We start from the raw sequence: 12,372 nt of genomic DNA on the forward strand, positions 1-12,372 counted from the left end.
TAATCCCTTCGCGCAAAAAATGCACTATTTTAGTTCGCTCACGTGCGATTTTCGCCGTGAAGTTGTGGTGATTAGATAACATTACGGCTGCAGACGTATCAGCCGGCGTTTTCAGATTTAAGCGATCACTTGCGATTCAAGATGCGACATGAAGGAGCTGATCAGCATCAAAAACACATCGAAATCGGATTCGATGTTTTGGATGGATGAGCCGCCGGCGCCATTGCGATCCATTTGCAATGTTACATCGCCGTCTTCATCGATATACACGCGGCCGAACTTAACGTCGTTATTAAACTCGTTAAGCACCTTGTAGCTGATGTCTTTGCCATCAACTTCAAACAGCCACGCACGATAGGAAATGTCACCGTCAGGGCCGACTACATCAATGCGGATATCGTAATCCGCAACGCGGACGAACAACGTGTGCGGGCCCACATCCTGAACAGCATAACCCTGCTGGGTAAGGCTTTGCTCAATCTGGTCTTTTGAAACGGTTGCGGCGAAAGCTTGCGAAACCGGCGCAAAAGCCAATGTCGCTGCAGCTGCCAGTGCAATCATACCCCTCATGGACCTAACCCCTTCGGTCTAACGCTGTTAACGATCCTTAATAGACGCCAAAAAAACCCTGAAATCAATGATTGACTGGCCAAAATGCTGGGGTTCAGGCCCTTCAGCGCCGTGAAGGGCGAGTCAGAAGTCGGCTAAAAACGGAGAAAGTGGCAGGCCCTAGGGGAATCGAACCCCTCTTTCCAGGTTGAAAACCTGGCGTCCTAACCGATAGACGAAGGGCCCGCACAAAATAGCCGAATACCCGGCGGAAGCGCTGTATAGGCGCCACCCCGCCCCCATGCAAGCCCATTTTCGCTGGCGCTGCACGAATTTCCTACTCGGCGAAGGCGGCGTCGGAAATCTGCAACTGCCCGGCGTCGCCGCCACGCCAATCGTCGGCCCGGATCTTCCCCGCCACATGAAAGCGGCGGCCTGATCTCAGGACTTCCTCAATCGGCTCGCCGCCCGCGCGAAACGCAATCGCCCGCACTGATTCGCCCGTATCGCTTTTAAGGGTCAGCGACAAATGCCCTTTGCCAACGGTTTTAAGATGCGTCCCGCGCATATTAAGCAATGCGAAAGCCGGTTCGGGATTACCCTGACCATAGGGGCCCGCCCTGGCGATCAGTTCCGCAAAGCTTTTTGTCACCGCGCTGGCGCCGACAACAGCATCGATTTCAAGCGTTCTGTTTTCCCGCGCACGCTGAATATCAGCCCGCAATGTTTTGCTTAGCCTGTCCCGCAATGCGCCTAGCTTATTACGGGCGATCGTTAATCCCGCCGCCATGGCGTGACCGCCGCCAGCAAGCAGCAAGCCGTCATTCCTTGCAGCGCTGATCGCCGCCCCCAAGTCGACACCGGTTATGGATCGTCCGGACCCTTTTCCTTCGTCGCCATCCAGGCCGATGACGATGACAGGACGATCATACGTTTCCTTCAGCCGCCCGGCGACGATGCCAATGACGCCGGGATGCCACCCCTCGCCTGCCGTAACGATCACATCGTCCGCATGCCGCTGATTGCCTTCAATGTCTCGCAACGCAGCCTCTTGGACAGTTGCTTCAATTTCCTGTCGTTCCGCATTCAGAATATGCAGACGTTCTGCTAACTCGCGCCGCCGTGTCACATCCTCCGTCGTCATCAACTCAAAGGCGAGACGAGCATGACCGATACGGCCCGCCGCATTGATGCGCGGACCAAGCAAAAACCCGAAATGGTATGTGCTAGGCGGCCCTTTGACGCCTGCACGCTCGCCAAGCGCTTTCAGTCCCGGATTTCCCTCGCCGCCGAATATTTTCAGCCCTTGCGCAACAAGAGTGCGCGTCAATCCGTTAATGGGCATCACATCGCATACGAGCCCCAAAGCCGTCAGATCGAGGAGCCTCGTCAGGTTTGGCTCCGGCTTGTTCTGAAAAAAACCTTTGTCTCGCAGTGAGCGATTAAGGGCGACCATTCCCATAAAGGCGACACCCGCAGCAGAAAGATTTTCAAGACCAGAGAGGTCATCCGTCCTGTTCGGATTGACGACTGCCGTTGCGCCTGCTGGCGGCGCGCTGCTCATCAAATGGTGATCAAAGACAACAATGTCGACGCCATCGCGCGTTGCTTCTTCGATGGGTTCATGGGCTGACGCGCCGCAGTCGACAGTAACGATGACGCCGGCGCCTTGCTGGTGCAGACTTTTAAACGCCTCCGCGCTCGGCCCGTATCCTTCAGTGATGCGGTCCGGAAGATAGATCAGCGACGCAACGCCGATCCAGTCGAAGTAGGATTTCAGAATGGCGGACGCCGTCGTTCCGTCCACGTCGTAATCGCCGAACACGCCGATGGTCTCGCCCGATAAGACAGCGCTAGTCAGACGTTCGACGGCACGGTCCATATCCTTCATTACCAGCGGATCGGGCATATCCTCCCGCAGGCTTGGCGACAGATACCGGGCTGTGTTTTCAGCACTGACGCCGCGCGCTGCAAGTATCCTCGCAAGAACAGGCTCGATTTCTGCCGTCTGCGCGATGGTCAAGGTTGCGCGCGGGTCCGCCTCACGCAGACGCCAAAAGCGGCCGGAGGCGGCAACGCCCATCGGCGGCAACGCCATTTCTGGTAGGCCGGCGTCAGCCGTGAGGGGCGTGAAACTAGGTACATTCATGCAAACAAAAGGCGCCGATTCGCGTCACTGCACCTTTTATCCTGTCCGAAAATTTCCCCCAATGGCGCCTGATCAGGCAGCATCGTGAAAAATCACGCCGAGGCAATAGCGTGCGCCACGCAACACTTCAGAAACGCCATGGCGCATTTTCGCTCGATAGATGCCTTTTGCGCCTTTGATAGGCCGCTCGTTGACCGCGAATGCGATCGCGTCGCCCTTCTCCAGCGGCGCTACCATGGCGCGGGATTGACGGCGCGGCGATTGCTCGGTCATGACAAATTCGCCGCCTTCGAAGTCCTTTCCCGGCGCTGAGAGCAGGATCGCAATCTGAATGGGGAAAACTTCTTCGCCATAAAGGTCCTGATGCAGGCGGTTATAATCGCCCGGACCGTATTTGAGGATCAGCGGCGTGGGCCGCATCTGGCCTGCTTTCATGCATTGACGGCGATACCCAAGGTGACTGGCGGGGTATGAATGTTCTTTTCCAAGCGCGCGCATCCATTCATTTGCCTGCGGGACAAGATGTTCATAGAGCCCTACGCGTAACGCAGAGACGAGGTCCGGCGCGCAATCGTTAAAGTAGCGATACTCTCCTTCGCCAAAGCCATGACGGCGCATCACGACGGTTGATCTGTATTTGTCCTGATCCTTGTAGCCTGAAATCAACGACGCGCATTCTTCATCACTCAGCAGTCTTCCAAGCTTGGCCCAACCGTTATTATCAAGCGTCTCGCCTACACGCTTCCAATCGATCCCGTTGATACGTTCATCAAGACTTCCCTGAATAAAGCGATCCGGGCGACAGCGTTTGCACGGGCGAAAACCTGCCGCCTCCGCCTCAACGCGTGTATCGACAAAAAACACGTTCTTGCGGTGCGGACGGCCGGCGCATGACGGCAAGCAGTAGACACCTGTTGTTCTGACGCAGCTCCAGAATTTTCCGTCACTGGCGCGGTCTCTTTTTTCCACCGCCCGCCAGCGCAGCGTATCGCGGTCGTCAGAAGAATGAACGAGCTTGAGTGCACCGGTCATCGTTAACCTCCATCATTGGAGGCGCAACCCTATCCGTTCAACGACATCAACACCGCCCGTTTGTTGCGGTGTTACTTCCGTTCCTTGTAGAAGGCCTCAACCTTGCCCTTCAGCGTAAGCGTCAGCGGGTTGCCGCGACGATCGACGGACTTGCCGGCTGCAACCTTTATCCAACCTTCCGAGATACAGTATTCCTCAACATTGGTCTTTTCCTGACCGTTGAGACGAATGCCGACTTCGCGTTCAAAGATCGCTTCATTGTAATATTTGCTGTTTGGATTGACACTGAGGCGGTCGGGCAACTCTGGAAGATCTTCACTCATAACAGTTTCTTTCAATTTCAGACGCGGGTTGGCGCTTAAATTGTTAACAGATGAAGCGTTTTCCTAACCATAAACGAGTCGTTTGTTAATCTCATGATTAACAAATTGGGCTTTTATCTTGAAAAATTTCAGGATCCGTCACGTCATGACCGACAATGAATTGATCGAGACTAAAGCGGCCCTCAAGGCAAGCCAATCGCTCCTGTCAGGCATCATGTCCGCCTCGCCCGATATGATCATTACTTGCTATGAAAACTGCAACATTCATGGCGCGAATATAACTGCGGAAACACAGCTTCACGCTAATGAGCGCATGCTGGTCGGCCGTTCTATTGATGACTTTCTTCCTGGACTTAGCGCAGCCTTGAAGGAACGCGCTGACGGTCCTTTTGATCTCGAAAATTTGCGCGCCAGTCGGATAGATGGCTTTTCATTTCCCGTAGAAATTCGCGGCTTCAAAGGGCCTGTTAACGAAGACGTTCGGTACGTATTGTTCTTCCATGACACCTCACGCCGGGAAGCCGCCGACGCCAAGCGCAAGAAGATGCAACAACAGGTTGATGAAGCCCGCCGTCTCGAAGCAATCGGCGCACTTTCCGCCGGCATCGCGCACGAAATCAATACGCCGATCCAGTTTATTGGCGACAACCTTGATTATCTTGAAGAAGCTCTTGCGCTTATTCACGGCTCGTACAAACGATATGATGCTCTTAGAGTCGCTATTACGGCTGGCGCATCATACGAAGAAGCAATTTGCGCTGTTGAGGAATTCAACGAAAAAATCTCCTTAACCAACCTCGTACCGGAAGTCATCTCCGCACTGAGCGAGTCTCGCGAAGGCATCAGCCAAGTCCGTGACATTGTCTTGTTGATGAAGGAATTCGCCCATCCCGGTACTGATGAAAAAGATGAGGTTGATCTCAATGCTATTGTTAAAAACGTCGTTGCGATTTGCCGCAACAGACGAAAGCATATAGCAGAAATCGAGTTGAAACTGGACGCCGATTTGCCGCGCGTGCCGTGCCGCAAGGGCCAAGTTCAACAAGTAATCCTAAACTTGGTGCTAAACGCCATTGACGCTATCGATGAAGCTAAACCTGAGCGGCGAACCATTGAGATAGAAAGCCGTGCGAATGAGAGCGGCGTATCCGTCAGCATCAGCGATACCGGCTGCGGCGTCCCGCAAGCTCTCGTTGAAAAGATCTTTGATCCATTTTTCACCACAAAACCTGTTGGCAAGGGCACCGGTCAGGGGCTGGCGCTGGCCAAAGACTGCATCGTTAAAGGACACGGCGGCAAATTAAGTCTGATCGACAAGGAAGACTTTGCGACCACGTTCCATATCGAATTGCCGCAGACAAACATCTTAAAAAGCACGCGACAGGAGCCGAATGATGACATCGCAGCCTGATAAAATCCTGCTGGTCGACGACGAACCGAAACTTATTTCGGCTTTGCGTCGGCGATTGTCTGGTGAGTTTTCCATCGTAACCGCCAATAGTGGCGCAGAAGCTTTGCAGGTCATAGACAATGACCCGCATATCGCAGTGATTGTGGCGGACATGCAAATGCCGGGCATGAACGGCATTGAACTGTTGAAACACGTAAAAGAAAAAGCACCCTCGATCAGAAGGCTGATGTTAACGGGTAACTCCGATCAGGAAACTGCGGTCGCCGCAGTCAACGAAGGCCGCGTCATGCGGTTTATGCGGAAACCATGCGACCACGAAACACTTAAATCAGCATTGCGTGAAGCACTGGATGAATTCGCATTCCAACACGCTGATACTATTCCGTCCAACTCCCCCGCGCCGTCGGATGGCGCAGAAGACGCACGCAATGCGTTCCTTTCCATGATGAGTCATGAGCTTAAAACACCACTGAATCATATTATCGGTTTCGCCAAAGTGCTTCAGGAGCAAAAAGACATTGGTGAAGATAACGGATCACTGGAGTTCTTAACGCACATTCGCGACAGCGGCGAAGAAATGCTGACGCTCGTGAACCGAATTCTCGAATTCTCACGACTGCGCTCAGAAGCCCAAAGCAGCAACGATGAGTCCGTGGACATCGTTGACGTCGTGAATTCAGAAATTCAAAACATTCGCAAAGAAGCACGCGCAAAAGCGATCACCATTTCGGTAGACTCGCTGCGTCTTAAAGCAGACGTGGTTTCGAATCCCGACGAGGCGCGTACCGCCATTCGGGAGCTTCTCTCCAACGCCGTCAAGTTCAACAAGGACGAAGGCCACATAAGCGTTTTAATAAAATGCGACCGGGATCAGACGGCCGTTCGCATATCTGATAGCGGCGGCGGCGCGCCTGCAGCCGTGGTTGAACAACTCGCAGCACCATTTCAACAGGCAAACAATGGATATGATCGAGGCAAAGAAGGTGTCGGCCTTGGCCTTGCTCTCGTTTCAACAATCGCTCAGTCAAACAACATCAGTTTCAGGTTTGAAACCGGCGCCGGCGGCGCTGTGGCAACACTTGTATTCCAGCGTCCGTCAGTTGAAACACTTGTTGAGCATTCAGCAGCTTAACGCTTGGACTTGGCGCGAATGTAACGCACAGTGCCTGTTTTGGACCGCATCACGACTGTGTGTGTCGAGACATGCCCCGGGTCCCACCTGACGCCATCAAGCATGGTGCCGTTGGTAACACCAGTCGCCGCGAATATAACATCGCCAGACGCAAGATCTCGTAATCCGTATTTGCGGTTGAGGTCCTTGATGCCGGCTTTTTCTGCGCGCCCGCGTTCGTCATCATTGCGGAACACCAGCCTGCCTTGCATCTGTCCGCCAACACATCTGAGCGCCGCCGCCGCCAGCACGCCCTCAGGCGCGCCGCCCTGACCGACATAAAGATCAATACCTGTCGAGCCTTCCGTTGTATGAAATACGCCCGCCACGTCTCCGTCGGAAATCATGAACACGCGCGCCCCCATACGCCGGGCGCCCTCCACAAGATGCGCATGCCTTTCCCTGTCAAGAATGCAAAGCGTCACCTCTTCGGTCGGCACGCCCTTGGCTTTGGCGATTGCTGAAATATTATCCTCTACTGAAGCATCGAGATCGATCACGCCTTCGGGATAACCCGGGCCACAGGCGATCTTGTCCATGTAAACATCGGGAGCGTGGAGCAGCGTGCCGCCCTGTGCCATGGCGACCACCGCCAGCGCGTTCGCCATCGCCTTTGCAGTCAGCGTCGTTCCCTCGAGCGGATCGAGAGCGATATCGACTTTCGGTCCCTCGCCCAAGCCGACCTTTTCGCCAATGTAAAGCATTGGCGCTTCATCACGCTCGCCCTCGCCGATCACCACCGTGCCGTCGATCTTGAGTTTGTTAAACGCCTCACGCAATGCGCATACCGCAGCGTCATCAGCGCCCTCCTTGTCGCCGCGCCCAATCATTTTTGAAGCAGCAATGGCGGCGGCTTCCGTGCAGCGGCCCACTTCCATGGTCAAAACGCGGTCCAGGAAATTTTCGTCAGTAGACATCGTTGGTCTTTCGTTCCTTGTTAATTTTTCACACAGATTTGCGCCGCACTGGAGAGTATTACTCAGGCGGGGCCTCAAGTTTTTCCCGGCGTTCGAGCGCCGCCGCCTGAGCGTCTTTGTCGACCTCAACTTTCAGGGAATCTCGCCGTTCGGGCAGCCTGCGCGTGTCCTCCGCTTCTGCTTCAGCTTCCGCCCGCGCTTTGGCCATATTGCTCTCGAGCGTGTCGCGCGCGCTGGCTAGCGCATTCAAATCCGCCTCAACAGAGGCTTCGGAAGGTTTTTTTGGACGAGCATTTGCGCTGGGGGTTTCTGACAGGACCGGAAACTCGCCCGAGCCCGGCTCCGCCTTACGCTCGGCGATGCGCGCCGCCACGTTCGGGTTAACCGGTTCGGGATCGGTTATCCTGTCGACTTTCACAAGTCCCGGCGGCGCAAATCGCGCCAGCTCGCTATTCGCGCAGCCTGAGACGGCAAAACCCGCCAATAGCGATGCAAATAAAGCGCTGGATTGTTTTACACCTGACACGCAGCCATCCTATAAAGGTAATCAGAACCCTTTAACCCCTATCTGGCGCCATGACGCAAGCGAAAGACAAACCAGCCAAGCCGAAAAAGCCCAAGAAAACGGGCGGAAAGACTAGTGAGGCCGTCAATAAAACGACGGCGAAGCCTCATCCCTCCCGCATGGCCTCGGTTGAGAACCCTCAGGAACCTCAACTGCCGCCGCCGCCGAAGTCGCTCTATGAGGATTTCGATGCTTTGTCGGAGTACCTGACGGACATTAGCGGCCGCAGCCAGGAAGTGATTCGCGAGTTTTTCGACCGAAACGCCGACATGCGCCGCTATACGGGCGAATTGCCGAGCGACCCATTGAACGTGGGAGAAGCCTTTCAGGAAATGATGAAAGGTCTTTCCATGGATCCCGGCACTGTTATGCAGCGCCAGTTCAATCTCTATGGCGACTACGCCAAGCTGATGGCGACCATGTCGCAACGCATGGCCGGGGAAAGTGTGAAGCCCGCCATCTCACCGACGCCGGGCGACAAGCGTTTCGCCCACCCTGCGTGGAATGAAAATCACATGCTTGACTTCATCAAGCAGTCTTACCTGATTTTCGCCCGCTGGCTCGAAACGACGATTGATCAAGTTGATTTCGATGACGAACACGAAAAGAAGAAAGCGGAGTTTTTTACCCGGCAATTCATCGACGCGTTCTCTCCGTCGAATTTCGCCATGCTGAATCCTGAAGTCGTCGAAGCAACGATAGAGAGCAAGGGAGAGAACCTTTTAAAGGGTCTCAAGAACCTGCTTGAAGACATTGATCGCGGTCATGGCGAACTGGCGATCAGGCAGGCTGACCTCGATTTTTTCAAACTTGGTGAAAATGTCGCCACGACACCAGGCAAGGTCGTCTTTCAGAACGAGATTTTTCAGTTGATCCAGTATTCGCCGACGACGGATGAAGTCGCGAAGACGCCGATGCTTATTGTTCCGCCGTGGATCAACAAATTCTACATTCTGGATTTGCAGCCGAAGAACTCGTTCATTTCGTGGCTTGTCTCACAAGGGCGCACCGTATTCGTCATGTCGTGGGTTAACCCCAGCCCCGAGTTGAAAGACAAAACTTTCGAAGACTATATCAAACAAGGTCTGTTCGAGGCGCTCGATGCTGTCGAAAAAGCAACCGGCGAGAAGCGCGCCGATACGATCGGGTATTGCATTGGCGGCACCATGCTCTCTACCGCTCTCGCCCTGATGGCGCGTAAAGGCGATGACCGGGTGAACTCGGCGACATTCTTTACGGCGCAAGCCGACTTTAAAGAGTCGGGCGATCTCTTGTTGTTTGTCGATGACGAACAGCTCGACGCTATCGAAAAGCAAATGGATGCGGCCGGCGGCGTGCTCGAAGGACGCGCCATGGCGACGACATTCAACATGCTGCGCTCCAACGATCTGATCTGGTCTTTCGTGATCGACAACTACCTGAAAGGCAAAGACCCGGCGCGGTTCGATCTCTTGTTCTGGAATTCCGACGCTACGCGCATGCCGAAAAAGGTGCACCTGTTTTACTTGCGCGAATTCTATCAACATAATCGCCTCGCCAAGGGCGAGATGATCATAGATGGCGAAGCGCTTGATCTTGGTGAGGTCGATATACCCATTTTCATGCAGGCAGGCGAAACTGACCACATCGCGCCTCATAACTCCGTTTACAGAACAGCGCGTTTATTTGCGTCTAAAGGCAACGACAAGGTGCAGTATATGCTCGCCGGATCTGGCCATATCGCTGGCGTCGTCAATCATCCGGACAAACACAAATATCACCACTCAACAAATGTTGAATTGCCTGGCTCGCTCGACGAGTGGAAAGCCAAGGCCGAAAAGGCGCCAGGTTCGTGGTGGCCGTATTGGATTGACTGGCTGAACCATGTCAGCCCGGGTAAGGTTCCGGCGCGCACGCCGGGCGACGGCAAACTCGAACCGATTGAGGATGCACCCGGTTCATATGTGAAAGTAAAAGCCTGACGCTCGCGTCGTTAATCTTTCGTTAACCATAACGAATCACCCTGAGCGCTTCGGAATAACAGGCCGGGGGGCTTCGATGAGCCGGATGGATACGACGACGCAGGAGTTATTCCTGCGGTTGGGAACCACGTCACAATCGCGAAGCGCGCGTGCAGATGCGCTGTTCAGGCGGTTAAGGGCGCAAGAACAAGATCAGCTTTCCCATCAATTGTCGAAAGCGCCGGCAAAACTTATGTTTTCAGATGTGCCGCCGGATCTCACGCCTGCACAGGAAGACGACGAGTTGCTGCTCACAAACCCGCTGCCGTAAGTTTAGTTAGGTTATTGCGGATACGTCGTCTGGTGACCGGCTGCTTTCCACGCTTCGATGCCGCCTCGATACCATAACACGTTCGTGTACCCCATATTAATGGCGCGCAACGCAGCATTGTATGACATCCAGCATTGCGTTGACTGACAGTAAAGGATCAGTGGCACTTCTTTGTTGCCGCCGGTCATCTGCATCAAGAACCTGCTGAACTCATTTTGCGTCTGATCATTAAAATTACCCGGCTGATGCGCAGGAACAGCAAAGACAGCGCCGGGAATAATTTCCTGCCCGCCAAGAATATCCAGCACCAGATAAGGCGTTTGGCCCCCTTGCATCAATTCCGCGACGCCTTTCGTGGTAATGACCTGTCCGCCCGGAATACTTGCCGGGGTAGGCCCGTGCATGGCGCCAGTATGAAGCTGGTTTGTCGCAGCGACGCCGTAATCTTGCAATTCCGCCGCGCTTTGCGGGTCAGAGTGAGGCGCTGCTTTATTCGTAACATTTTGTTGCGGCTGGCTCACATTAGGCTGCTGAGATTGCACGCGATTATCACCCTGCTGATTTTGCACCGGCGCGGGCTGGGTATTCTGTTTTGTTGGTTTGCCGCCAAAGCTGTCTTGCGCAAAGGCGGGCGGCGTTGCAATCAAACTGCATGCCGCCAAAAGCGCTATAATCGATCTCATCGTCATCCCCTCTATTCCACGGCCTTTAACCGTTGACCATCGACGCCAAGATCGCGAAACGGCTCAAACATCGTGTCATTGGTCAGCACATAGGTGCCGTCATTCAATTGCCATGCGCTGTCGTAAGTATGGTCAAGCTCAACAGTCCCGCCATAATAGGGATCGTTATAAGTTTCGACGCCGCGGATTGATTCAGATGTTTCACGTGACATGCGGTCAAAACTCTCGCTTTGCGTGCGCCATGTGTCGGATTGAATCTGCCTGATTTCCTCGCCCGTCTGCGCTATAATTCGCGACCTGTCCCGCGCGCCTTTAAGGTTGGTCTGGGCGATCTTTGAATTGTGACGCGCAATGCGCTGTGACCACTCGGGCGTTTGGCGGATTGTTTTCCGCAACATTTCCGTAAACTCAAAATCAAGCTGGCCGCTTGGCGCGCGCATAGCGAAACCCGGCATTGCGGCGCCAGTGATGATTTCGCTCGCAGGCATGCCCATGGAAGCATGCTGGATGGTCATATTGAAAACAACAGCAGCGGCGATTGATTCCCGCAACTCTGTTCCGTTTTCATTATAAGCGATCAAGACCTCGCCGGATTCAACCCAGCTACGCATTTCGCCGCCCGCCATCGGCATATTGGATTCGAGTTGCTTGTACGTAGCAGCAATGTCTGGGCGCGGACGAAAGTCGAGCACGCGCGCACCGCCGCGAGTCTGGGAGACAAGATAATTCAGGTAGCCCTCGACATTGCGGATCTGGAGAAATGGGCAACCTCCTGCTCCGGCGCCGCCGCTGAAATTATTCCAGACCCAAGTGTAGGACGGAAACAGATGCGCGCGCGATAACCCGTCGGGCGATGCAGCGTAAAAATCAGTGGTGTAGCCGGACCCGGCGCCGCAATTGGTATTATGTCCCCAGACGATGCCGCCCTTGCCCTGCCAGTCGGCAGGAACAAGCATGGTCATCGCTGCCATTGGTTTTTCAAACCCGTGCCGGTCAATGATCTCTATTCGTTTTACGCGAACCGCGCCGTCAGGCAGGGCCTTTACACTCGCTTGCCTGCCCCGCGTTTGCCCAGACGCCGGCGTTGAAGCGCTCTGTTCGCCATTTTCTATTTGCTGCACATCTGCAGTCGCAATCTGAGCGGGCATCATGTCTTGCACCCCTTCTTCGACGGAATCGCCGCCGCCTGAACAAGCCGCCGCTAAAGCCGTGAGGCCAAAACCAAAAAATCGAATGCAACCCATGATGATCCCCCGCGTCTGCTGAATGCAGGCGATCTATTTAGCAGTTTAGGGGTGATT

Annotated in this window: 12 protein-coding genes and 1 tRNA gene; 4 read left to right on the forward strand and 9 right to left on the reverse strand. The window is 54.4% G+C overall.

Annotated elements, in window-relative coordinates:
- Positions 1-117: 117 nt before the first annotated feature.
- The 5 genes from PUV54_RS14400 to PUV54_RS14420 all read right to left on the reverse strand — a co-directional run bounded on the left by PUV54_RS14400 (position 118) and on the right by PUV54_RS14420 (position 4,053).
- Positions 118-570: a YbjN domain-containing protein gene (locus PUV54_RS14400; RefSeq protein ID WP_274492962.1), complete on the reverse strand. Its 453-nt coding sequence runs from the start codon at positions 568-570 to the stop codon at positions 118-120.
- Positions 571-720: 150 nt separating this feature from the next.
- Positions 721-795 (reverse strand) — tRNA-Glu (locus PUV54_RS14405).
- A 91-nt stretch (positions 796-886) separates the two neighbouring features.
- Positions 887-2,698 (reverse strand): single-stranded-DNA-specific exonuclease RecJ, encoded by a 1,812-nt coding sequence (gene recJ, locus PUV54_RS14410; RefSeq protein ID WP_274492963.1) that lies wholly within the window; start codon positions 2,696-2,698, stop codon positions 887-889.
- Between the two features lie 72 nt (positions 2,699-2,770).
- The gene (locus tag PUV54_RS14415; RefSeq protein ID WP_274492964.1) at positions 2,771-3,730 is read right to left on the reverse strand and encodes a 2OG-Fe(II) oxygenase; all 960 of its coding nucleotides are present in this window, start codon (positions 3,728-3,730) and stop codon (positions 2,771-2,773) included.
- A gap of 71 nt (positions 3,731-3,801) precedes the next feature.
- Entirely contained in the window at positions 3,802-4,053 is a 252-nt protein-coding gene (locus PUV54_RS14420; RefSeq protein ID WP_274492965.1) for a DUF3297 family protein, read from the reverse strand.
- A 145-nt stretch (positions 4,054-4,198) separates the two neighbouring features.
- Here PUV54_RS14420 and PUV54_RS14425 point away from each other — a divergent pair, with 145 nt between their 5' ends.
- Both PUV54_RS14425 and PUV54_RS14430 read left to right on the forward strand, forming a co-directional pair.
- Positions 4,199-5,464, forward strand: coding sequence for a PAS domain-containing sensor histidine kinase (locus PUV54_RS14425; RefSeq protein ID WP_274492966.1), 1,266 nt, complete (start codon positions 4,199-4,201; stop codon positions 5,462-5,464).
- Positions 5,445-6,596 carry a hybrid sensor histidine kinase/response regulator gene (locus tag PUV54_RS14430; protein ID WP_274492967.1) on the forward strand — a complete coding sequence of 384 codons (1,152 nt, stop codon included), beginning with the start codon at positions 5,445-5,447 and terminating at the stop codon, positions 6,594-6,596. Before PUV54_RS14425 ends, PUV54_RS14430 begins: the two co-directional genes overlap by 20 nt.
- Here the strand turns inward: PUV54_RS14430 and glpX are convergent.
- Both glpX and PUV54_RS14440 read right to left on the reverse strand, forming a co-directional pair.
- Complete coding sequence (gene glpX / locus PUV54_RS14435; RefSeq protein WP_274492968.1) at positions 6,593-7,552, reverse strand: class II fructose-bisphosphatase; 960 nt, start codon at positions 7,550-7,552, stop codon at positions 6,593-6,595. The genes PUV54_RS14430 and glpX overlap by 4 nt on opposite strands.
- 58 nt (positions 7,553-7,610) lie before the next feature.
- The gene (locus tag PUV54_RS14440) at positions 7,611-8,078 is read right to left on the reverse strand and encodes a hypothetical protein (protein ID WP_274492969.1); all 468 of its coding nucleotides are present in this window, start codon (positions 8,076-8,078) and stop codon (positions 7,611-7,613) included.
- Between the two features lie 50 nt (positions 8,079-8,128).
- Between PUV54_RS14440 and phaC the strand changes: the two genes are divergently transcribed.
- A complete protein-coding gene (gene phaC / locus PUV54_RS14445) occupies positions 8,129-10,078 on the forward strand; it encodes a class I poly(R)-hydroxyalkanoic acid synthase (protein ID WP_274492970.1) in 1,950 nt (649 codons plus the stop codon).
- Positions 10,079-10,154: 76 nt separating this feature from the next.
- On the forward strand, positions 10,155-10,388 hold the full coding sequence (locus PUV54_RS14450; RefSeq protein WP_274492971.1) for a hypothetical protein: 234 nt from the start codon (positions 10,155-10,157) through the stop codon (positions 10,386-10,388).
- Positions 10,389-10,399: 11 nt separating this feature from the next.
- On the opposite strand, the gene PUV54_RS14455 is transcribed toward PUV54_RS14450, so the two are convergent.
- Positions 10,400-11,071 carry a rhodanese-like domain-containing protein gene (locus PUV54_RS14455; protein WP_274492972.1) on the reverse strand — a complete coding sequence of 224 codons (672 nt, stop codon included), beginning with the start codon at positions 11,069-11,071 and terminating at the stop codon, positions 10,400-10,402.
- An 11-nt stretch (positions 11,072-11,082) separates the two neighbouring features.
- Complete coding sequence (locus PUV54_RS14460) at positions 11,083-12,315, reverse strand: hypothetical protein (protein ID WP_274492973.1); 1,233 nt, start codon at positions 12,313-12,315, stop codon at positions 11,083-11,085.
- Positions 12,316-12,372 lie beyond the last annotated feature (57 nt).

The organism is Hyphococcus flavus (genome assembly GCF_028748065.1).
Classification (GTDB): Bacteria; Pseudomonadota; Alphaproteobacteria; order Caulobacterales; family Parvularculaceae; genus Hyphococcus; species Hyphococcus flavus.